Source organism: Pseudomonas sp. SYWMCR5 (genome assembly GCF_057197165.1).
The window spans coordinates 295,178-315,706 of the sequence record NZ_JBXUNH010000002.1 but is presented as its reverse complement, the minus strand read 5'-3'; the positions used below and the strand labels follow the sequence as shown (position 1 = coordinate 315,706).

Sequence of the window (20,529 nt, the reverse complement as noted above, 5' to 3'; positions counted from 1 at the left end):
CAATCAAGGAGGGGCTCATGACAGCTCTGCAGACATTCCTCACAACACCCCTGCTCGGCACCAGCACTTGGTTATGGCTGGTCTTCGTCACCATCGTCATCGCCCTGCTGGTCCTCGACCTGGGCGTGCTGCACCGCCAGGAACGTGAAATCGAAATGCGTGAAAGCCTGCTGCTGTACTCAGGCTATTTCAGCGTGGGCGTGCTGTTCGGGGTATGGGTGTGGTACGAGCTCGGCGCCCAGTCGGCACTGGAGTTCTACACGGGCTTCCTGGTCGAGCAGTCGCTGTCGATGGACAACGTGTTCGTCATGGCGATGATCTTCAGCTTCTTCGCCATCCCTCGCCGTTACCAGCACCGCGTGCTGTTCTGGGGCATCCTCGGCGTGGTAGTCCTGCGTGCGATCATGATTGGCGTGGGCGCTGCGCTGGTACAGAACTTCGCCTGGGTGCTCTACCTGTTCGGCGCGTTCCTGCTGTTCACCGGGGTGAAGATGGCGCTTTCCAGGGAAGACAGCCGTCCGGATCTGGCCAACAACCCGGTGCTGCGCTTCGTGCGCAGGCACATGCGGGTCACTGACCAGATCCATGGCAAGCACTTCTTCGTCCGTCTCACGCCACCCGGCCAGAGCAAGGCGTTGCGTTACGCCACTCCACTGTTTCTCGCCCTGGTGCTGATCGAACTGGCCGACCTGGTGTTTGCCGTCGACAGCGTGCCGGCGATCTTCGCCATCACCCAGGATCCGTTCATCGTCTACACCTCGAACATCTTCGCCATCCTTGGCCTGCGCTCGCTGTACTTCGCCCTGTCAGCGTTGATGCACCGCTTCGTCTACCTCAAGTACGCCCTGGCGATGGTGCTGATCTTCATCGGTTGCAAGATCTTCTACCACGGGTTGGTGGGCAAGGTGCCGGCGCTGCTGTCGCTGGGCGTGACATTCGGGTTGCTGCTAGGCGGCGTGGTGCTGTCGCTGTTCAAGACCCGAGCCAGCGAAGGGCAAGAACCTGCCTTGGCCCAAGAGAGCCCGAGCAAGGCCGAAGCGCCCCCTGGCGACGCCGCGCCAGGATCATCCACGGCCCCTGCCACGAACCACACCGGCCCTTGACGGCAAGTACATGCCCAGCGGGCTTACTGCCCGCTGCGCAGCATCTCCTTGGGCACATACTTGCCGATCTCGTACTTGCCGATCGCCGCCCGGTGCACTTCATCGGGCCCGTCGGCCAGGCGCAAGGTACGCTGCATGGCATACATGTAGGCCAGCGGGAAGTCGCCGCTAACACCCGCACCACCATGAATCTGGATCGCCCGGTCGATCACCTTGAGCGCGACATTCGGCGCCACCACCTTGATCTGGGCAATCTCGCTACGCGCCACCTTGTTGCCGGCGGTGTCCATCATGTACGCCGCCTTGAGGGTCAGCAGGCGCGCCATATCGATTTCCATCCGCGAGTCGGCGATCTTGTCGACATTGCCGCCCAGCCGGGCCAGCGGGCGACCGAACGCGGTGCGGCTTACCGCACGCTTGCACATCAGCTCCAGGGCACGTTCAGCCATGCCGATCGACCGCATGCAATGGTGGATACGGCCTGGCCCCAGGCGCCCCTGGGCAATCTCGAAACCACGCCCTTCGCCGAGGATGACGTTGTCGTAAGGCACGCGTACGTTGTCGAACAGCACCTCGGCATGACCATGGGGCGCGTCGTCGTAACCGAACACCGGCAGCGGGCGAACGATCTTCACCCCGGGAGCATCGGTGGGCACCAGCACCATCGAGTGCTGCTGGTGGCGCGGGCCATCGGGGTTCGACAGCCCCATGAAGATCATCACCTTGCAGCGCGGGTCGCAGGCGCCGGAGGTCCACCACTTGCGCCCGTTGATCACCCACTCGTCACCATCACGCACGGCGGTGGCAGCCATGTTGGTGGCATCGGACGAGGCCACGTCAGGTTCGGTCATGGCAAACGCCGAGCGGATTTCGCCGCGCAGCAGTGGTTCCAGCCACTGCTGTTTCTGCGCCTCGCTGCCATAACGCACCAGGACCTCCATGTTGCCGGTATCCGGCGCCGAGCAGTTGAACGGCTCCGGCCCCAGCAGCGAACGGCCCATGATCTCGGCCAACGGTGCGTATTCCAGGTTGGTCAGCCCCGCGCCGTACTCGGACTCGGGCAAGAACAGGTTCCACAGCCCTTCGGCCCGGGCCTTGGCCTTGAGCTCTTCCATGATCGCAGTGGGCTGCCAGCGATCACCTTCGGCAACCTGACGCTCGAACACGGCTTCGGCGGGATAGACATGGGTGTCCATGAACGCGGTGACGCGCTCGCGCAGAGCCTGGACCTTGGGCGTATAGGCGAAATCCATCTGGGCTACCTTTGCGGAATGAAGAACATGCACAGAGCCTAGAGCAGCCCAGGTCAATCCACCTAGTCTATTTTCCGCGTGTATTAACATTCATAACCGATATATGATCGACGAATAACATCAACAACGCGTGGCGCCCCTATGAACCTCAGCAAGGTCGATCTCAACCTGTTCATCGTCTTCGACGCCATCTACACCGAAGCCAACCTGACCCGTGCCGGGCAGATCGTCGGCATCACTCAACCTGCCGTTTCCAACGCCCTGTCGCGCCTGCGCGAAACCTTCAACGACCCACTGTTCGTGCGCACCGCCCAAGGCATGGTGCCGACACCGATGGCGCAGAACATCATCGGGCCGGTGCGTAACGCCCTGGCCCTGCTGCGCACTTCGGTGCAGGAAAGCCGAATCTTCAATCCGCAGCAGGCCAGCAAGACCTTCCGCATCAGCATGACCGACCTCACCGAGGCGGTGGTCCTGCCTCTGCTGTTCCAGCGCTTGCGCCGCCTGGCGCCGGGTGTGGTGATCGAGAGCTTCCTGTGCAAGCGCCGCGAGACCACCAAGGAGCTGGCCGCAGGCCGCCTGGACTTCGCCGTCGATGCTCCGCTGAACACCGACCCCCAGGTGCGCCACGTCAAGCTGATGCAGGATCGCTATGTCTGCGCCCTGCGCCAGGGCCACCCGCTGGGCGAGGCCAAGCTGACGCTCGATAGCTACCTGGGCATGACCCATATCCATATTTCCAGTCGTCGCAACGGCCTGGGCTACGTCGATCTGGCGCTGGGCAAGATGGGCGTGCAGCGCAAGATCGCGCTGCGCTCGCAACACTACCTGATGGCCTCGCAGGTGCTGCAGCAGACCGACATGGTGATGACCGTACCCGAGCGCTTCGCACGCCGCCATCAGTTGCGCTACCTGACGCTGCCGGTAGAAGTCCCGCCACTGGAAACGCACTTGTACTGGCATGAAAGCACTGATCAGGACCCGGCCAACCGCTGGATGCGCGAACAGATCATCGAGCTGTGCCAGCAGGTGGTGGCACAGGATGAGCGGGAGATTGCCGCGCAGGCCGCTGTCGACTGAAGCCCAGGCGGCGCAGTCGATGATGGCACACTGGACGAACTGTGCCATCACCTCTAGCATCTGCACCGCCCTCACCCAACGCTCAAGGACGATAATGCTCGCCACCGCAGCACGCTCCATCACTCTGGTTGCCGCCTGCACACTGCTCGGCGCCTGCAGCTTCAACGGCACCTACCAGGACAGCAGCCGCACTGACGCGTCGAAACTGCGCTACGTCGCCAACACCTCCAACTCGACGCTGGATGTCTACCGAGGTCCCCGGTGCGAGGGCAGCACCACCGGCCTGCTCAACAATTTCCTGGCCAGAGACACTCGACGCCGCGCCGACATGCGCGTGCCGCCCACCGCCGACACCCGTGGCTACCTGGAGATCCGCCTGGAGCCCGACCAGCCACTCTATCTATTTGCCAACACCTTGAGCACCGGTGGCGCGCCTTGCTCGATCGGGGTCACCTTCACCCCCGCCGCCGGTTCCGAATACGAAGTGAGCGTCGATCGCAGCGACGGTTACTGCATGCTTCAACTCACCCGCCTGCAACGCATCGACGGCAAGGATGTTCGCATCCCCTACCCACTGAGCGATGAGCCCCTGGCAAGCTGTAGCGGCACCTCCCCGCTGTTCCCGCTACCGCCCACTCCACTGCCCGCCTCCGTGCAACGCAGCGCAATGATCGAAGGCCTTATCAATGACAGCCTGACCTCGTCCGGCGCAGTGATCGACATACTGCAAGCCAGCAACCTGCAGCAACCTCCGGCCGATCGGCAGATCGCCGAACGTCGCCAGGCCTTGGGCAATGCCACGCTGCCCGATGCCTACTGGGACCAGTACCGCGCCAATCTGCAGCATTTCGAGCAAGCCCTTGGCCAGGTCAAGGCCCTCACCCAGGCCAGATTCCGCGACAATAACCGCCAATACCTCAACAGCGTGCAGGATCAGCAGTTGCAGATCTGGGCGGGCCTGGAACCGGGAAATCGCTACAACGGCCGCGAGGTACGCATGCGCGACATGGGCCGTTACTACGTGCGGGTCTACCGCCAGGTCACCGCTGAAGCGAAGCTCGAACACCTGCGGGCCATGGCGCAGCTTGACCGGCAATATGGCGTTTGCGAACGCTTCGAAGGATGCTGGAGGCTTTGATGCAAGGCCGGCCAGAATAGTTTTCTCCTGGCTGGCCTTGCGACGAAAAATATTTCCATCAACCGCTGAAAAAGGCGAAAACAAGGAAAACTCATTCCCCCGCGGTTCCCCTAGCATGCTGACATTCCTCAGCCTCTGCCCGCACGGACCCGCCTGATGCACAACTTGCCGCTGTACCTCGACTACGCCGCCACCACCCCGGTCGATGACCGAGTCATCGAAAGCATGCTTGCCTGCATGGGCCGCCAGGCTCATTTCGGCAATCCTGCGTCCAGCGGTCACGCCTATGGCCAGGCCGCCCGCGAGCTGGTGGAACAGGCCCGCCGCCAGGTCGCCGAGCAGGTCGGCGCGGCGACCGAATCGCTGGTATGGACCTCCGGTGCCACCGAGTCGAACAACCTCGCCCTCAAGGGCATCGCCCAGGGCGCCGGCCAGCCAGGCCACTTGATCACCAGCCAGTTGGAACACAAGGCCGTGCTCGACACTGTCGCCGAACTGGAGCGTCAGGGCTGGGCGGTCACAAGGCTGTTGCCGGATGCACAGGGGCTGATACAGCCAGAGGTCGTCCAGGCCGCCCTGCGTGGCGACACTCGTCTGGTGTCGTTGATGGCGGTCAACAACGAGCTGGGCACCATCACCGACTTCACCCGGATCGGCGAATGCGTCCGCGAACACGGCGCACTGCTGCATGTGGATGCCGCCCAGGCCGTGGGCAAGGTCAACATCGATCTGGCGCGACAAGCCGTCGACCTGATGTCATTTTCCGCACACAAGGTCTACGGCCCCAAGGGCATTGGCGCGCTGTACGTCGGCAGCCGTGCTCGCCCCTGCCTGCATGCGCAGATGCATGGGGGCGGCCACGAAGGCGGGCTGCGCTCCGGCACGCTGCCGGGGCATCAGATCGTCGGCATGGGGAGTGCCTTCGCCCTGGCCGGTTCCCTGGCCGCAAGCGAGCACCAACGGATCCAGGCACTGTCGCAACGCCTGCGTGGCGGCCTGCTGGCCTTGCCGGGTGTGAGCCTCAACGGGTGCGCCGAGCAACGTATCCCGCACACCTTGAACCTGTGCATCGAGGCCAAGGGCTTCAGCAGTGCGGCACTGGCGAGCGAACTGGCCATCTCCACGACCTCGGCGTGCAACTCGGCCAGCAACGCCGCGTCCCACGTGCTGCTGGCCCTGGGGCTGAGCGAGCAGCAGGCACGCAGCAGCGTACGCATCAGCCTGGGGCGCTACAGCACCGAAGCTGATGTGGACAAGGCGCTCGAAGTATTTGGACGGGTCATTGCAGCGGGCGCCGTGGCGCTCTGGTAGCGACGCCTTCTGTCAGGTACGGACAGTGCAGAAATACCCATTGCCATGGCATCCGGCGCCGATTGCTGGCATCTTGAGGCTTTCCCCTGCGAAGGACCGCGCTCCATGGCACTGCACCTCTGGCTGACGTTTTCACTGGCCTACCTGATCACCTCGCTCACCCCTGGCCCCAACGTCCTGCTGACCGTACGCAACGCCCTGCGTTACGGCCCGTCCGGCATGGGCATGACGCTGCTGGGCAACCTCAGTGCGCAGTTGTTGCTGATCAGCGGTGTGGCGATGGGTGTCGGTGCGCTGTTGATCTCGCTGCCAGCGGCATTTCTGGCGTTGAAGCTGGTGGGCGCCGGGTATCTGATCTACCTTGGCCTGCGGCAACTGCTGTCACGGGACAAGCCCAAGCTGCCTGCAGGCGAAATCACACCGGTCGCCCCTCGAGCGAAATGGCGGATCGGCGTCGAGGCCTTTCTGGTGTCGGCGAGCAATCCCAAGACCCTGGTGTTCTTCTGCGCCTTCCTGCCGCAATTCCTCGAACCTGGCCGGCCGATCTTCGGCCAGTTCGCGGCAATGTTCATCAGTATCGCGGCCATCGTCGGGCTGGTGCATTCGTTCTACTGCTTCACCGCCTACCGCTTCGGTCAACGCCTGAAGGCGTCGCGCCGGGCAGCCTGGTTCAAACGCGCCACGGGCGCGCTGTTCATCGGGCTGGGTGTGCGGTTGCTCAACACCAAGGCGGTATAAGCCCCATTATCTGAGCAATGCCTGGATCTGTTGATGCAGGGTGTCGAGGTCGAACGGTTTGGCCAGGATCGGCGCTTTGCGCGCGATCGGGCTGCCCGACTCGAGGATCTCTGCGGGATAGCCGCTGATGAAGATCACCTTGAGATCCGGTCGCAGCTTGACCGCGGGTTCGGCGATCTCCACCCCGGAAATCCCGCCTGGCAGGCGAAAGTCCGTGACCATCAGGTCCAGGTGCGGCTTGCTCGCCAGAATCGCGAACGCCTGCTCACCGTCTTCGGCGACCAACACGTGGTAGCCCTCGCCTGCCAGGTAGTCGCGCAGGATCATCCGAATGACCGGTTCGTCCTCGACCACCAGCACCACATCTTGTGCATCTTCGCTCATCACAACGCCTTGAATTTCAAATAGTTGGCCATCTGACCACCAGGTCACACAGAGGTTGCCTGTGCCTGGTCACTTTGTTGATCGGCCGTCGCCAGCGGCAGCAGGATGCTGAAGGTCGCACCTTGCCCCTCTTCGCTCTCGACCTGGATTCGTCCACCGTGGGCCTGCACGATCTGCTCGGAGATATACAATCCCAGCCCCAGCCCACCACTGGCCTGATGCGCCGCAACCCGCTCGAACTGCTGGAAGATCCGCTGCTGGTTGGCGGTACTGATGCCAATGCCGTGATCCTGAACCTGCACACAGGCCATGCCGCTTTGCTCGAACACCCGCACCTGGACCGGGCGTCGCTCACCATAGCGCAAGGCATTGGACAGCAGGTTGGCCAGCACCTGCTCGATACGGAACTCGTCCCACTCCCCCTGCAGCACCTCGCAGCGTTGCAGTTCGATGTGGGTATCCAGCGCCGTTGCCTGGGCCGCGAAGTTCTCCACCAGGCCGCGCGCCAACTGCGACAGATCGAACGGCCGCGGGCGGATCGACAGCTTGCCGGTGCGGATGCGCGACACATCGAGCATGTCCTCGATCAGCCGGATCAAGCTGTTGATCTGCCGTTCGTCGCGCTCGACCATCGCCTTCAGGTGGGTTTCGCTGAACGCCGCGAGGTTGCCACGCGACAAGTGCATCTTGCGCAGTTGGGTCTCCAGGATCAGGCCATTGAGCGGTGTGCGCACCTCGTGGGAGACGATCGACATGAAGTCATCGCGCATGCGCACCGCACGCTCCAGTTCGCTGCGCGCCACCTGCAGCTGGGCCAGCAGTTGCTCCTGCTCCTGCCGGCTGCGCTCGAGCGCTTCCAACTGACGACCGAGCACCTGGCGCTGACGATAAAGGTCGACGAACACCGACACCTTGCTCTTGACCGCCTGGGTGTCCAACGGCTTGTGCAGGAAGTCCACCGCGCCGCTCTCGTAGCCCTTGAAGGCGTAGTTCATCTCGCGGCCAGCAGCGCTGACGAAGACGATCGGAATGTTCTTGGTCTTCTCCATGCCGCGCATCAGCTCGGCCAGCTCGAAGCCATTCATGCCCGGCATCTGCACATCGAGGATGGCCAGGGCGAACTCGTGCTCGAGCAGCAGCGACAAGGCCTGCTCGGCCGACTGGGCGCGGTGCACCTCACGGTCCTCACCCTGGATCAGGGCATCGAGGGCCAGCAGGTTTTCCGGCAGATCGTCGACGATCAGCAGTTTGGCGATGATGTGGCTTAGCATGCGCTGGGTTCCAGGGTGGCGAGCAACTGTCCGATACCGCTCAGAGAAAGAATATGGTCGGGGCAATGCAGGGCCAGTGCGGCCTCGGGCATCAGCGCAACCTGTGCGTCGCGGGGGTCCTGGACCACGGTCCGGCCTCCGCACTTCTTGATGTAGGCTAGGCCCTCGGCGCCATCTTCGTTGGCACCGGTGAGCAGGACGCCGAGCAGCCCTTCGCAATAGGCATCGGCAGCCGAGGCGAAGAGGAAGTCGATCGCCGGGCGTGAAAAGTGTACCGGCGCCTCCTGGCTCAGCGACAAACTCAGGTCGCGCTCCACCGACAAGTGATAACCGGGCGCTGCAACATAGATCTGCCCGGCCTCTATCCGTTCCTTGTCACGAGCCTCGCGCACCGGGCGATTCACCCGGCGCTGCAGCACTTCGGCCAGTTGGCTGTGGCGATCATCCGGCAGGTGCAGCACACACAGCACCGGCTGGGCAAAACCTTGAGGCAAGGCGCCAAGCACTTCGAACAAGGCCGCGACGCCGCCGGCCGAGGCGCCGATGACCACTGCGCGCACGCCGTTCATGTCTTGCGGTAGATCCGCTCGGGCCTTACCAAAGGCTCGAAGCGGTCACTATAGGCCGAGAAATCCACCGACTCCTTGCTGCCCAGGAACAGGAAGCCGCGATGGCACAGCGACTCGTGGAACAGCCCCAGGGCGCGGTCCTGCAAGTCCTTGTTGAAATAGATCAGCACATTGCGGCATGACACCAACTGGGTTTCGGAAAACACGCTGTCGGTGGCCAGGCTATGGTCGGCGAAGGTCACGTTGTCGCGCAGGCTGCTGTCCATGATCGCGTTGCCGTAGGCGGCGGTGTAGTACTCGGAAAAGTCGCGCCGCCCTCCGGCCTTGCGGTAGTTCTCCTCGTACTCACGCAGGCTCTGCATCGAATAGATGCCCTGCTTGGCCTTCTCCAGGGAACTTGGGTTGATGTCGGTAGCGTAGATGATGGTGCGCTCCAGCAACCCTTCCTCACGTAGCAGGATGGCCATGGAGTACACCTCCTCCCCCGTGCTGCAACCGGCGATCCAGATCTTCAGTGATGGCCAGGTGCGCAGCAGCGGCACCACCTCCTCGCGCAGGGCGAGGAAGTGGCCTGGGTCGCGGAACATCTCGCTGACCGGGATCGTCAGGTATTGCAGCAACTGCATGAACATGCCTGGGTCGTGCAGTACTCGCTCCTGCAGCGCAGTCACGGTACGGCAGTCGAACTGACGCAGGGCATGGAGGATCCGGCGCTTGATCGAAGCGCCTGAGTAATCACGGAAGTCGTAGCTGTACTTGAGGTAGATCGCCTCGATCAGCAGCCGGATCTCGATATCGGTGTTGCGTTCGCTAGTCAAATTCGCTCCAGTTGCGGCAGCCAGACGCGGATCAGGGAGAACAGGCGGTCCAGGTCGATCGGCTTGGCCAGGTAATCGTTGGCGCCCGCCTGCAGGCAACGCTGCTGGTCATCCTTCATGGCCTTGGCCGTCACGGCGATGATCGGCAGCTTGCGCCAGCGTGCCTGCTGGCGGATCAGGCGGGTCGCTTCATAGCCGTCCATTTCCGGCATCATCACGTCCATCAGCACCAGGTCGATATCCTCGTGCTGTTCAAGGCGCTCCAGCGCTTCGCGGCCGTTGCGCCCGATCTCGACGATGGCGCCCTTGTGCTCCAGGGCACTGGTCAGGGCGAAGATGTTACGCACATCGTCGTCCACCAGCAGGATCTTGCGCCCCTCGAACACCTTGTCGCGGCTGCGTGCCGTCTTCAGCATGCGTTGGCGCTCGTGGGACAGTTGCGATTCGACCTTGTGCAGGAACAGCGTCACCTCGTCCAGCAGGCGCTCCGGCGAACGCGCGCCCTTGATGATGATCGAGCGCGAGTACTTGAGCAGGTCGGCCTCTTCCTCGCGGGTCAGGTTACGCCCGGTATAGACGATCACTGGCGGGAAGCTGCGGATGTCTTCGGCGGTCATGCGCTTGAGCAACTCGTTGCCGAGCATGTCGGGCAGCTTGAGGTCGATGATCATGCAGTCGTAGATGTTCTCGCGCAGCAGTTCCAGGGCCTCCTGAGCCAGGGCCACCGCGGTGATCTCGATGTCGTCGTCGCCAATCAGCCGGGCGATGCTCTCGCGCTGCAGGTCGTCGTCCTCCACCAGCAGGATGTGCTTGAGCTTCTGGGTCAGCTTGGCTTCCAGGCGACCGAACACCTCCTTGAGCTCCTCGCGGCTGGCCGGCTTGACCGCGTAGCCTACCGCGCCCATGTGCATGGCGGCCTCGACGCGGTCTTCCACCGAGATGATGTGCACGGGGATGTGCCGGGTGTTGGCCTGTTCCTTGAGGCGCTGCAGCACGGTAAGCCCGGAATGGTCAGGCAGACGCATGTCCAGCAGCACGGCATCAGGCACGTACTGTGCCGCCAGCGCGAAACCTTCATCGGCGCCATGGGCGACCAGGCAGTTATAGTCCAGTTCGTGGGCCAGGTCGTAGAGGATCCGGGCGAAGTTCGGCTCGTCCTCGATCACCAGGATGCAGCGATTGGCGAACGGCGCCTGCTCGCGGTCGTCGGCAAATGCCGGAATCGGTAGCGGTTGCTGCGGTGTAGCCAGCGCGCGTGGTGCCGGCGGCAACTGATCGAGGGTCGGGCGCAGGCTATGGACCTCTTCCTGGCTATCGACCGATTCGTAGCGTTCGGGAATGATCAGGCTGAACACGCTGCCCTGACCGGGACTGCTGTCGACACTGATCTGGCCACCGAGCAAGTGCGCCAGGTCGCGTGAGATCGACAGGCCCAAACCGGTGCCGCCATAGCGGCGGTTGCTGGTGCCGTCGACCTGATGGAAGGCACCGAAGATTGCCTGTTGCTGGTCGGCGGCGATACCGATACCGCTGTCACGCACGGCAAAGACGATGCCGATGCCGACCTGATGACTGATGTTCAGGCTCACCTGGCCACGCTCGGTGAACTTGATGGCGTTGGACAGCAGGTTCTTGAGTATCTGCTCCAGACGCTGTCGGTCGGTAAACAGGGTCGCCGGCACCTGCGACTCCAGCTTCACCTCGAAACTCAGGCCCTTGTCATCGGCCAGCGGCTGGAACATGCCGCGCAGTCCTTCGACCAGGCGCACCACCTGGGTGGTCTCCGGACGTACTTCGAGCTTGCCAGCCTCGACCTTGGCGATATCGAGGATATCGTTGATCAGGTTGAGCAGGTCGTTACCGGCCGAATAGATCGATTCAGCGAACTTGACCTGTTCCTGGCTGAGGTTGCCCTCACCGTTCTCGGCCAGCAACTTGGCCAGGATCAGCGAACTGTTGAGCGGCGTGCGCAGCTCATGGGACATATTGGCGAGGAATTCGGACTTGTACTTGCTGGAACGCTGCAAGTCCTCGGCACGTGCCTGCAGTTCCATTTGCGCAGCATTGAGCTCGCTGTTCTTGCGGTCCAGGGCCACGGTGCGCTCGGCCAGTTGCTCGTTGGTCTGCTCGAGCTCGGCCTGCTGGGTCTCCAGATGAGCCTGGGACTCCTTGAGCACCCGCGACTGCTCTTCGAGCTCCTCGTTGGCAGTCTTGAGCTCCTCTTGCTGGACCTGCAGTTCTTCATTCAACTGCTGGGTCTCGGCAAGCACTTCCTGCAGGCGCTGGCGATACCGCGCGCTCTCCAGGGAGATGCCGAGGTTGTCGGCGATCCGTTCCAGCAACTCGACATCCCGCTCCTGCAACGGTCGCAGGAAGCCCAGCTCGAGTACGCCATTGACCTGGTTGTTGTCGCTGGCCGGCGCCAGCATAGCGCTGCGCGGCAGCCCGCTGCCCAGGCCGGAGCTCAACCGGTAGTAATCCTGCGGCAGGTCATCCAGGCGCAGCACGCGACGCTCGCGCACCACCTGGGCCAGCAGGCCATCGTGCTCGGCCATCACCTGTTCGCGCCCTTGCTGTTCGGCGTCGAGCCCGTAGCTGGCCACGCGCACCAGGCGGCCATGGGAATCGCGGATGTAGAGTGCACCGACCACACTGCCCAGGTAGCCGGCAAAAAAGCGCAGGATATTGTCGCCCAGCATGGTCAGCGTCAGTTGCCCTAGGACCTCCTGCGACAACTGGGTCTGTCCGTTGCGTAACCAGGCCTGGTGTTCAAGACGCTCGGCCGAACGCTGCTGGGCCTGCAGGTTGCTGACGTAGCTTTCCGACAGCGCCAACAGGTCACGCCGCCCCAGGTAGGCCAGCAGCGCACTGAGGCCGACGATGAACAGCACGAATGCGCTGATCGCGGTGACGGTGACCGTGCTGACCGTCTCGTTGCGCGCCATGCGCAGCTGCTGCTCGGTGGCAACGAAGTCGTCGAATTCCTTGCGGATTTCGTCAGTGATGCGCTTGCCACGACCACTGCCGATCACACCGCGAAAATCGCCCTGGTCGCGGCGCGCCTTGATCAGTTCGCTACCGAAATCGTTCCAGGCACGCTGAAGCGCCACCAGGCGGTCGATACGATCGACCTGCGGTGGGTTGTCCAGGACCATGCCACGCAGGCTGTCCAAACTGCTGAAGATTCTCGGCTTGGCCACCTCGTAGGGGTCGAGGAAGCGCTCGTCGCCGGTGATCAGGAAGCCGCGCATGCCGGTTTCCATATCGATCGACAGCTTGACCGTTTCGTTGGCATTGCCGATCACCCGATCGGTGTGCTCGACCCATTGCATGGCCGAGAGCAAATAGTTGATCACCGCGACAAAGGCGACGGCGCCCAGCAGGCCGACACCCAACGGGAGGCCGACGTTACGGCTCAGCAGCTTGCGAAAGCTGCGTTGATCCATGGAGGCTGCTTGAATCATCTGATAACGCCCGAGCGAAATAAGTCCATTGAACAGTGTGTGGCCACTACATTCAGTCATTGTTGTATGCCGCTGCCACCCCCGTACCTGGTACGAGTCTAACCAGCTTTGCCTGATCTGGCAGGGCATTTAGCCAGTATTTGAAGGTATCCGCGGCCAATCGTTCCATCCAATTGCAGGGGCCGCTATCCTGAAGGAACTTCTGCCCGTGCGGCAGGCACAGAGTAAAGACATTTCCCTTACGCGACAGGATTCAAACCATGCACCTTCTGGTAGTCGAAGACGACGACATCGTTCGTATGCTGATGGTCGAAGTGCTCGACGAGTTGGGCTACACCACCATCGAGGCGCAGGACGCCACCGAAGCCTTGAAGATTCTTGAAGATACCGCGCAGCCCCTGGCGCTGCTGATGACCGATGTCGGCCTCCCCGACATGCGCGGCGACGAGCTGGCGGCCAAAGCTCGGGAAATCCGGCCCCTGCTGCCGGTGCTGTTCGCCAGCGGCTACGCCGAGAACGTCAGTGTGTCCGAGGGCATGCATCTGATCGGCAAGCCATTCAGCATCGACCAACTGCGTGACAAGGTCGTGGGGATCCTCGGGGTGCCCTGACCTCGGCCTCACCCTTCCCGGCGCAACAGGTAGGTATCCATGATCCAGCCCTTGCGCCGCCGCGCGTCCTCGCGCACTTGCACGATATGTGTCTTGACCTCCGCCAGCTTGCCCGCCACCAGAATCTCGTCTGCCGTTCCCAGATAAGCCCCCCAGTAGATCGTCAGGCCCGGGTCATCCAGCGCGGTGAACGCGCACTGTCCGTCGAGCATCACCACCACGTTGTCGATCACCGCCTGCTCGGCCAGGCGCCGCCCCGGCAGTACGGTCAGCGGCTCACCAATGCGGTTCAGCGCGATCCGGTGCCGCGCGGCCAAGGCCTGGACACTGCTGATCCCGGGGATGACTTCAAGCTGCAGCGCCACCCCGCGTTCGCGCACCCGGTCAAGAATGCGCAAGGTGCTGTCATACAGGCCCGGCTCGCCCCACAGCAGAAAGGCACCGACATCGTCTTCACCCAGTTCATCCTCGAACATCCGGGCATACAGGGCTGCGCGCGCACGGTGCCAGTCCTGCACCGCGCCGACATAGTCCTGGGCCTGCCCATCCCGGCGCGGATCCTCCACCTGCACCAGGCGATACTTTCCCTCGGGAACATAGCGCTCAAGAATGAGTTTGCGCAGCCGCAACAGCTCATCCTTGTCGCCGCCCTTGTCGAGCACGAAGAACACCGTTGCACGGCGCAACGCATCGACGGCCTCGAAAGTGACCTGACGGGGGTCGCCCGGGCCTATACCGATCAACAGAAGTTGCTTCATGGCACTGCCTCGCTGCCCTTGCCGCCGATCATTGTTCATCGCCCGGCGGCATTTGGCAAAGTGCCTCAGAACACCGAGAAGTTGTAACTGACGATGACCCGGGTCTCGTCCATGTCGCGCGCCCATCGTTCATAGTTGCTGCGATACGTGGAGTTACGCAGACGCACGCTGAGGTCTTTGAAGGTGCCGCCCTGGACTTGGTACTTGAGTTCGCTGTCACGCTCCCATTCCTTGCCTTGGGCGCTGCTGCCGGGCACCTGGATATGGTCACCGTTGATATAGCGAGTGAAGAAGCTCAAACCGGGAATACCCAGTGCCTTGAAATCATAGTCATAGCGTAATTGCCAGGAGCGCTCACCGGCCGCAGCGAAATCGTTGACCTGGGCATAGTTGACCAGATACGGGTTGCTGCCATCCAGGTAAGGCATGGCACTGTCGCCATACATGCGTTGCCAGCCGGCACTGACCTTGTGCCCGCCCAGGCTGTAGCCGAGCATGCCGCTGAACGCGCGGTGTTCGATCTCGCCGGCACGGGCGTTGCCGGTATCGTCGCTCTTGATCAAGCGCACATCCGCCGAAACCGCGCCCACCGCCAAGGGCTGCGTGGCGACCAACCCGAGGAAATGCTGGCGATAGATGTTCTCCAGCTTCGACACTTGGTACTGGGCGCTGAGGCGATCATTGACGCGGTAGTCGACGCCCGCCAGATCGAAGTGGTCGGCCTCAATATCGCAGGCGTAACGCTTGTTCTTGCAGTGCACGCGAATATCCTGGCGGTCGCTGGAGTCTCGTGCGGTGTACTTGTCCAGGCGGGCCACGGTGAACTTCAGGTCGCGCACTTCTTCGGAAGTCAGCATCGCACCATGGAACAGGGTGGGCAGCAGGCGACCATCGTTGTACTTGAGCAGCGGCATGTCCGGCATCATCGCACCATAGCGCAGCACCGTCCTGGACACCTTCACCTTTGCCGCCACACCCAGCTTGGCGTACTGATCGGCAGAATGGCGCGGGTCGTGCCCGCTGGAGGGTAGCAGCCCACTGTTGCTGTCGGCGGGGCTGGAATCGATTTTGAAACCGAGCATGCCCAGCGCATCGACACCGAACCCGACCGTGCCGTCGGTATAGCCCGAACGGGCATCGAGGATAAAGCCCTGCGCCCATTCCTCGCGCTTGGAAGCCCCCTGGCTGGAACTGCTGTGGCCGTCACGAAAGTCCCGATTGAAATAGACATTGCGCGCCTCGAGCTTGGCGTGACTGTCTTCGAAAAAACCACCGGCCTGTGCACCGGCTGCCGCGCACAACAAGGACAGGCCGGCAACACTGCGGCCAGGGGCGAGAGGAAAGGGAGAGAACATGCAGGGGAACATCCAGAAAAGACGAGAAACATGCTGATGCACTATCGGGCACCTGTGCCACGACGTACTCGACATTAAATGAAGACTACGGGCCATTTTTCCTCGGGTGCTCTACCTCGGGCCATTGGACCATGGTATGAGCGTTGTCGCAGACACCCGGAAAACACACTGAGTTTGCGGTGCGCGGTGCACTGAAAGTTCCTTACTTGCCGCTAAAAGTTTGAGGTTTACCGAACACCGGGCCACGTCTACACTCTTGTTCAGCGAACAGTTTCACCCATCCGCGTGGCCGGCGTTTATTACTGTTGCATGTTCGTCACGCCATGCCACGGCTGACTGACAGGAGTGATGAAAGTGTCCAGACTTGCAGAGTTTCGTGCGGCCGAAAAAGCACTTCAGGAGCAAATCGCGCAACTGGAGACAATGAAAAAGGACGCCAGCCTTAAACGCGAGATCGAGTTCGAGCAGAAATTGCTCGGGCTGATGAAAAGCTACGACAAGGGCTTGCGCGACATTGTCGCGATCCTCGACCCCAAGAGCCAGAAAGCCAGCGCGAGAACCTCGGCCAGCCCTGCCAAGCAACAACGCCGCCCGCGCGTGGTGAAGGTCTACGAGAACCCGCACACCGGCGAGCTGATCGAGACCAAGGGTGGCAACCACCGTGGCTTGAAAGCGTGGAAGCAACAGTACGGCGCGGCCACGGTGGAATCCTGGGTACGCTGATGAAACATCCACGCCTGCTTCACAGTTTTTTCACATCGCCTGGGTGAGTATCGAACCAGCTAAAGGACTAGCGACCCCATCACGCGCCCGCACATGCGGGCCTCTAATTCCAGCGCCCTGCCTCGTGCAGGGCGCTTTCATTTGCGCAATCGCTTCACTGCCGTATCATGGCCGTCCTGTTTTCACCGTCGGCGCTGTCTGCGCCGGCCTTGTCTCTGGAGCCCCCATGAGCCTGAACGATCTGCAAACCCTGCCTGGCGTCACTGCCCAACCAGACACCGCCACCGCCCAATTCGTCTTCAACCACACCATGCTGCGGGTCAAGGATATCGAGAAGTCGCTGGACTTCTACACCCGCGTCCTGGGCTTTCGCCTGGTAGACAAGCGCGATTTCCCCGAGGCGGCCTTCAGCCTGTACTTCCTGGCCCTGGTCGACCCGGCACAGATTCCTGCCGATGACGCCGCACGTCACCAGTGGATGAAATCGATTCCGGGTGTGCTGGAGCTGACCCACAACCACGGCACCGAGCACGATGCCGAGTTCGCCTACCACAACGGCAACACCGATCCGCGCGGCTTTGGCCACATCTGCATCTCGGTGCCGGACGTACGCGTGGCCTGTGCACGCTTCGAAGCGCTGGGCGTGCCTTTCCAGAAGCGCCTGCAGGATGGCCGCATGAACCACCTGGCGTTCGTCAAGGACCCGGATGGCTACTGGGTCGAAGTCATCCAGCCGACCGAACTGAAGGGCTGACCGACGCAGGTTACGCTCGTCGGGGCCGGGAACTTCCGGCCCCTCGCTGCGGTACATAGAGGTGAGCGCTTCCAAACCAGCACAGCGAGGTAAGGACGATGCAAACCCTTCACTGTGAGTACCGCAAGCACATCATCACCGCCAGTGTGATGCCCCATCCCGACTCTCCCCTGCCCTATGCCGCCGGCTGCCTGATCACCGATCCCGAAGGCCATACCAGCAGGCGCCTGTCGATGCCGATGAAGTTCTTCTCGGACCTGGAAAACGCCCAGCATGTTTCTCTCGCGCACGGCCGTGCCTTGGTGGACGAGCGACTGGACAACGGGCAAAAGGTTTTCTGAGGTACTCAAGCCATCACGGGGATCCCCGTGATGGCACCCGTTCAGGCGTCGCGCGCGTAAGCGACCGCTTTCTCCACCTGCGCCAACGTCGGCCTGATGCCGGTGTACAGCACGAACTGCTCCAGCGCCTGCAGCGCGATCACATCGAGTCCGGTGATCACCGGCTTGCCCAGCTCCTTGGCGAGAAGAATCAGCGGGGTCATGGCCGGCATGGCCACCACGTCGAACACCCGTTGCGCAGCCTCGACCGCCTCACGAGAGAAGGCAAGCTCCTGCGCCTGCGGGCCGCCAGCCATGCCGATGGGGGTAACGTTGACCAGCATCGGTGGGCACAGGTCGCCCAGCTCGCGCTGCCAGCGATACCCACAGGTGTCCGCCAACTGCCGCCCGGCCTGCTCGTTGCGGGCAATGATGAGACCCTCGCTGAAACCTGCGTCGCGCAGTGCACTGGCCACCGCCTTGGCCATGCCGCCGCTACCGCGCAGGGCAAAGGCCGTGGCCGGATCGACCTCGTGCGACTCCAGCAGTTGGCGCACCGCCAGGTAATCTGTGTTGTAGGCTTTCAGGTGACCGTCGGTGTTGACCAGCGTATTCACTGACTCGATAGCCGCCGCGGAGGGATCGATCTCGTCCACGAGGGCCATGCACGCCTCTTTGTAGGGCATGGATACACCACAGCCGCGGATACCCAAGGCGCGGATGCCATTCACTGCCGCAGGCAGGTCCTGGGTGGTCATGGCCTTGTAGTAGTAGTCCAAACCCAGGTGCTGGTATAGGTGGTTGTGGAAACGCACACCGAAAGTGCCCGGGCGTCCGGCCAGGGAAATGCACAGTGTCGTGTCCCTGCTAGGTGCAATCGCCATATCTGCTCCTGTCGCTGATGACTGAATCGTTTCTGCGAGCGTACCAGACCTGACCGTCAGTCGCCCCTTACACAACCTTTACCTTGCGCCTGTGCTCTCTTTACCGATTTCGCGGTCTTATTGATAAGCCCCAAGTGTGGGGTCATCGCGAGGATTCATTCATGAACCGTCTCATCCCCGGAATCGCCCTGCTGGTCGGCGCACTGGCCGTCAGCGGGCAGGCAGCCGCCCATGGCGGCGGTTGGGGCCCAGGCCCTGTACTCGGTGCAGCCGTGGTCGGTGCCGTGGTCGGGGCAGCAGTATCCGGCGGCCATGACCGTACCGTCTATGTCGAACGCCAGCCGGCCTATTATCCGCCGCCTCCGGTCTATGTGCAGGCGCCACCGCCGCCGGTGTATTACCAGCCCTATGTCGTCGAGCGCTATGTACCCGCGCCACCGCCGGTGTATCGCCGCTACTACGGCCCGCCGCCGGTGTACTACGGCCCGCCGCGCTGGTGACCTGCCCTTGTCGTTGAAAAAAGTAATGACCACTATCGAGCAAGTTGATTTCAAACAGCGTCGGCTGCTGCGTAAGGTAGGGCCATGTTTCACAGGAGGTCCAACATGGCCACTATCCACATCATGTCTGTCGTCGGCAGTGCTGTCCCTGCTCCCTTGCGCGCTCAAGGCCTGCTGGCCTGCTGGTACCTGATGCGCAACGGCGAGCCCGTCAGCGGCCCTCTGGATTCCCGCGCCAAGGCCCAGGCCATGGCCGAACAGCTGCAGGCCGGCACCCTTACCGCCTGACCAGCGTTTTTGTTGACTGTTTCATGTGTTGTGCGTTGCTCCTTACGCTTCTTTCTGCCCGCCTTTGGCGGGCTTTTTTTCGCCTATGCGAAAGCGCGGGGAGCATTTGTCGCAACAGGCGGGAAAAACCGATACAGCATGAAGGTTTTTTCATTTCGACGCTGGGCCTGGACGAGCAATCGACAGCCGCTGAGCCATACTCCACAATGCAGCGGTTTTCGGGGGAAACCCTTGCACAGCCAACGACATACCAACTATTAGTGAGCCTCAACGTGAAAACTTCCCTGTCCATCCTCAGCCTGCTGCTGGCGCTCACAGGAACCGCGATCCTTCCGTCGACCGCTGCTGCACAATCCCCGGCCCAGGCACAACGCGACCCGTCCAAACTGCACCTGGCTTCCGGCAGCGCCTTGCTGATCGACCTGAATACCAACAAAGAGCTGTACTCCAGCCACGCCGACCGCGTGGTGCCCATCGCTTCGGTCACCAAGCTGATGACCGCCATGGTGGTGCTCGACGCCAAGCTGCCGATGGACGAGATGCTCACCATGACCACCGCCAACAACCCTGACCTCAAGGGTGTCTTTTCGCGCGTACGCCCCGGCAGCGAACTGAACCGTCGCGAAACCCTGCTGATTACCCTGATGTCATCGGAAAACCGCGCAGCCAATACCCTGGCCAACCATTATCCCGGCGGCTATGGCGCGTTCATCAAGGCGATGAACGCCAAGGCTCGTAGCCTGGGCATGAGCCATACTCGCTACGTCGAGCCAACCGGCCTGTCGACGCAAAACGTGTCCACCGCCCATGACCTGGCCAAGCTGCTGATCGCCTCGCGCAACTACCCGCTGCTCAGCGAGCTCTCGACCACCCGCGAGAAGACCGTAGCCTTCCGCAAACCCAACTACACCCTGGGCTTTCGCAACACCGATCATCTGGTGAACAAGAGCAACTGGGACATCAAGCTGACCAAGACCGGCTTCACCAACGAGGCGGGGCACTGCTTGGTACTGCTGACCAAGATGGACAACCGCCCGGTGGCGATGGTGATTCTCGACGCCTACGGCAAGTACACCCACTTCGCCGATGCCGGGCGCCTGCGCCAATGGCTGGAAACCGGCTCGGCCAAGGCGGCGCCGGCGGTGGCGATGCAGTACAAGTCAGACCGCCAGAACCGCTCGCGCGTGGCGTCCGAGTAAGTCACCAG

At 62.3% G+C, this 20,529-nt stretch carries 20 protein-coding genes and 2 pseudogenes; 12 read left to right on the top strand and 10 right to left on the bottom strand.

What is annotated here, in order from left to right:
• Positions 1-17: 17 nt before the first annotated feature.
• On the top strand, positions 18-1,103 hold the full coding sequence (locus AC2CGW_RS07360; protein ID WP_411382570.1) for a TerC family protein: 1,086 nt from the start codon (positions 18-20) through the stop codon (positions 1,101-1,103).
• Between the two features lie 23 nt (positions 1,104-1,126).
• Here the strand turns inward: AC2CGW_RS07360 and AC2CGW_RS07355 are convergent, their stop codons facing one another.
• The gene (locus tag AC2CGW_RS07355) at positions 1,127-2,356 is read right to left on the bottom strand and encodes an acyl-CoA dehydrogenase (protein ID WP_186664430.1); all 1,230 of its coding nucleotides are present in this window, start codon (positions 2,354-2,356) and stop codon (positions 1,127-1,129) included.
• Between the two features lie 141 nt (positions 2,357-2,497).
• On the opposite strand from AC2CGW_RS07355, the gene AC2CGW_RS07350 reads away from it, so the two are divergent.
• The 4 genes from AC2CGW_RS07350 (at position 2,498) to AC2CGW_RS07335 (ending at position 6,623) form a co-directional block, all read left to right on the top strand.
• Entirely contained in the window at positions 2,498-3,436 is a 939-nt protein-coding gene (locus AC2CGW_RS07350) for a LysR family transcriptional regulator (RefSeq protein WP_186708326.1), read from the top strand.
• A 94-nt stretch (positions 3,437-3,530) separates the two neighbouring features.
• Positions 3,531-4,574, top strand: coding sequence for a hypothetical protein (locus AC2CGW_RS07345; protein WP_186664426.1), 1,044 nt, complete (start codon positions 3,531-3,533; stop codon positions 4,572-4,574).
• 156 nt (positions 4,575-4,730) lie between these two features.
• Entirely contained in the window at positions 4,731-5,885 is a 1,155-nt protein-coding gene (locus AC2CGW_RS07340) for a cysteine desulfurase family protein (RefSeq protein ID WP_484573774.1), read from the top strand.
• 105 nt (positions 5,886-5,990) lie between these two features.
• Positions 5,991-6,623 (top strand): LysE family translocator, encoded by a 633-nt coding sequence (locus AC2CGW_RS07335; protein ID WP_484573773.1) that lies wholly within the window; start codon positions 5,991-5,993, stop codon positions 6,621-6,623.
• Between the two features lie 6 nt (positions 6,624-6,629).
• On the opposite strand, the gene AC2CGW_RS07330 is transcribed toward AC2CGW_RS07335, so the two are convergent.
• The 6 genes and pseudogenes from AC2CGW_RS07330 to AC2CGW_RS07305 form a co-directional block, all read right to left on the bottom strand.
• Positions 6,630-7,007 carry a response regulator gene (locus tag AC2CGW_RS07330; protein WP_186708328.1) on the bottom strand — a complete coding sequence of 126 codons (378 nt, stop codon included), beginning with the start codon at positions 7,005-7,007 and terminating at the stop codon, positions 6,630-6,632.
• 44 nt (positions 7,008-7,051) lie between these two features.
• Positions 7,052-8,278, bottom strand: a complete 1,227-nt coding sequence (locus tag AC2CGW_RS07325; RefSeq protein WP_186664418.1) for a hybrid sensor histidine kinase/response regulator — start codon at positions 8,276-8,278, stop codon at positions 7,052-7,054.
• Positions 8,272-8,847: a chemotaxis protein CheB gene (locus AC2CGW_RS07320; protein WP_186664416.1), complete on the bottom strand. Its 576-nt coding sequence runs from the start codon at positions 8,845-8,847 to the stop codon at positions 8,272-8,274. Before AC2CGW_RS07320 ends, AC2CGW_RS07325 begins: the two co-directional genes overlap by 7 nt.
• Positions 8,844-9,665, bottom strand: coding sequence for a CheR family methyltransferase (locus tag AC2CGW_RS07315; RefSeq protein ID WP_065862793.1), 822 nt, complete (start codon positions 9,663-9,665; stop codon positions 8,844-8,846). Before AC2CGW_RS07315 ends, AC2CGW_RS07320 begins: the two co-directional genes overlap by 4 nt.
• A pseudogene (locus tag AC2CGW_RS07310) lies at positions 9,662-10,888 on the bottom strand (response regulator); the annotation flags it as partial. The pseudogene AC2CGW_RS07310 and the gene AC2CGW_RS07315, both read right to left, overlap by 4 nt.
• A gap of 102 nt (positions 10,889-10,990) precedes the next feature.
• Positions 10,991-13,129 (bottom strand): annotated as a pseudogene (locus tag AC2CGW_RS07305) (CHASE3 domain-containing protein); the annotation flags it as partial.
• Positions 13,130-13,389: 260 nt separating this feature from the next.
• Here AC2CGW_RS07305 and AC2CGW_RS07300 point away from each other — a divergent pair.
• Positions 13,390-13,740, top strand: a complete 351-nt coding sequence (locus tag AC2CGW_RS07300) for a response regulator (RefSeq protein ID WP_186664412.1) — start codon at positions 13,390-13,392, stop codon at positions 13,738-13,740.
• An 8-nt stretch (positions 13,741-13,748) separates the two neighbouring features.
• Here the strand turns inward: AC2CGW_RS07300 and cobF are convergent, their stop codons facing one another.
• Complete coding sequence (gene cobF / locus AC2CGW_RS07295; protein WP_186664410.1) at positions 13,749-14,498, bottom strand: precorrin-6A synthase (deacetylating); 750 nt, start codon at positions 14,496-14,498, stop codon at positions 13,749-13,751.
• A gap of 65 nt (positions 14,499-14,563) precedes the next feature.
• Positions 14,564-15,853, bottom strand: a complete 1,290-nt coding sequence (locus AC2CGW_RS07290; protein ID WP_484573772.1) for an OprD family porin — start codon at positions 15,851-15,853, stop codon at positions 14,564-14,566.
• 354 nt (positions 15,854-16,207) lie between these two features.
• On the opposite strand from AC2CGW_RS07290, the gene AC2CGW_RS07285 reads away from it, so the two are divergent.
• The 3 genes from AC2CGW_RS07285 (at position 16,208) to AC2CGW_RS07275 (ending at position 17,671) form a co-directional block, all read left to right on the top strand.
• Entirely contained in the window at positions 16,208-16,576 is a 369-nt protein-coding gene (locus AC2CGW_RS07285) for a histone-like nucleoid-structuring protein, MvaT/MvaU family (RefSeq protein WP_186664406.1), read from the top strand.
• A 226-nt stretch (positions 16,577-16,802) separates the two neighbouring features.
• The gene (gene gloA / locus AC2CGW_RS07280; protein ID WP_186719521.1) at positions 16,803-17,330 is read left to right on the top strand and encodes a lactoylglutathione lyase; all 528 of its coding nucleotides are present in this window, start codon (positions 16,803-16,805) and stop codon (positions 17,328-17,330) included.
• A 98-nt stretch (positions 17,331-17,428) separates the two neighbouring features.
• Positions 17,429-17,671 (top strand): hypothetical protein, encoded by a 243-nt coding sequence (locus AC2CGW_RS07275; RefSeq protein ID WP_186664402.1) that lies wholly within the window; start codon positions 17,429-17,431, stop codon positions 17,669-17,671.
• A 41-nt stretch (positions 17,672-17,712) separates the two neighbouring features.
• Here AC2CGW_RS07275 and AC2CGW_RS07270 read toward each other — a convergent pair whose 3' ends face one another.
• Positions 17,713-18,534 (bottom strand): shikimate 5-dehydrogenase, encoded by an 822-nt coding sequence (locus AC2CGW_RS07270; protein WP_484573771.1) that lies wholly within the window; start codon positions 18,532-18,534, stop codon positions 17,713-17,715.
• Positions 18,535-18,695: 161 nt separating this feature from the next.
• On the opposite strand from AC2CGW_RS07270, the gene AC2CGW_RS07265 reads away from it, so the two are divergent.
• From AC2CGW_RS07265 to pbpG, 3 genes are all read left to right on the top strand, one after another.
• Positions 18,696-19,034, top strand: coding sequence for a hypothetical protein (locus AC2CGW_RS07265; RefSeq protein WP_054891267.1), 339 nt, complete (start codon positions 18,696-18,698; stop codon positions 19,032-19,034).
• A 105-nt stretch (positions 19,035-19,139) separates the two neighbouring features.
• A complete protein-coding gene (locus AC2CGW_RS07260) occupies positions 19,140-19,322 on the top strand; it encodes a hypothetical protein (RefSeq protein ID WP_054891266.1) in 183 nt (60 codons plus the stop codon).
• 272 nt (positions 19,323-19,594) lie between these two features.
• On the top strand, positions 19,595-20,521 hold the full coding sequence (gene pbpG, locus AC2CGW_RS07255; protein WP_288377296.1) for a D-alanyl-D-alanine endopeptidase: 927 nt from the start codon (positions 19,595-19,597) through the stop codon (positions 20,519-20,521).
• Positions 20,522-20,529: the final 8 nt, after the last annotated feature.

Excerpts from the sequence above, each read along its gene's own strand:
- AC2CGW_RS07260 (WP_054891266.1), top strand. The coding sequence starts at position 19,140 with ATGGCCACTATCCACATCATGTCTGTCGTCGGCAGTGCTGTCCCTGCT.
- cobF (WP_186664410.1), bottom strand. The coding sequence starts at position 14,498 with ATGAAGCAACTTCTGTTGATCGGTATAGGCCCGGGCGACCCCCGTCAG.
- AC2CGW_RS07330 (WP_186708328.1), bottom strand. The coding sequence starts at position 7,007 with ATGAGCGAAGATGCACAAGATGTGGTGCTGGTGGTCGAGGACGAACCG.
- AC2CGW_RS07345 (WP_186664426.1), top strand. The coding sequence starts at position 3,531 with ATGCTCGCCACCGCAGCACGCTCCATCACTCTGGTTGCCGCCTGCACA.
- gloA (WP_186719521.1), top strand. The coding sequence starts at position 16,803 with ATGAGCCTGAACGATCTGCAAACCCTGCCTGGCGTCACTGCCCAACCA.
- AC2CGW_RS07335 (WP_484573773.1), top strand. The coding sequence starts at position 5,991 with ATGGCACTGCACCTCTGGCTGACGTTTTCACTGGCCTACCTGATCACC.
- AC2CGW_RS07320 (WP_186664416.1), bottom strand. The coding sequence starts at position 8,847 with ATGAACGGCGTGCGCGCAGTGGTCATCGGCGCCTCGGCCGGCGGCGTC.
- AC2CGW_RS07350 (WP_186708326.1), top strand. The coding sequence starts at position 2,498 with ATGAACCTCAGCAAGGTCGATCTCAACCTGTTCATCGTCTTCGACGCC.
- AC2CGW_RS07290 (WP_484573772.1), bottom strand. The coding sequence starts at position 15,853 with ATGTTCTCTCCCTTTCCTCTCGCCCCTGGCCGCAGTGTTGCCGGCCTG.
- AC2CGW_RS07300 (WP_186664412.1), top strand. The coding sequence starts at position 13,390 with ATGCACCTTCTGGTAGTCGAAGACGACGACATCGTTCGTATGCTGATG.
- AC2CGW_RS07340 (WP_484573774.1), top strand. The coding sequence starts at position 4,731 with ATGCACAACTTGCCGCTGTACCTCGACTACGCCGCCACCACCCCGGTC.
- AC2CGW_RS07270 (WP_484573771.1), bottom strand. The coding sequence starts at position 18,534 with ATGGCGATTGCACCTAGCAGGGACACGACACTGTGCATTTCCCTGGCC.
- AC2CGW_RS07275 (WP_186664402.1), top strand. The coding sequence starts at position 17,429 with ATGCAAACCCTTCACTGTGAGTACCGCAAGCACATCATCACCGCCAGT.
- AC2CGW_RS07265 (WP_054891267.1), top strand. The coding sequence starts at position 18,696 with ATGAACCGTCTCATCCCCGGAATCGCCCTGCTGGTCGGCGCACTGGCC.
- AC2CGW_RS07355 (WP_186664430.1), bottom strand. The coding sequence starts at position 2,356 with ATGGATTTCGCCTATACGCCCAAGGTCCAGGCTCTGCGCGAGCGCGTC.
- AC2CGW_RS07325 (WP_186664418.1), bottom strand. The coding sequence starts at position 8,278 with ATGCTAAGCCACATCATCGCCAAACTGCTGATCGTCGACGATCTGCCG.
- AC2CGW_RS07360 (WP_411382570.1), top strand. The coding sequence starts at position 18 with ATGACAGCTCTGCAGACATTCCTCACAACACCCCTGCTCGGCACCAGC.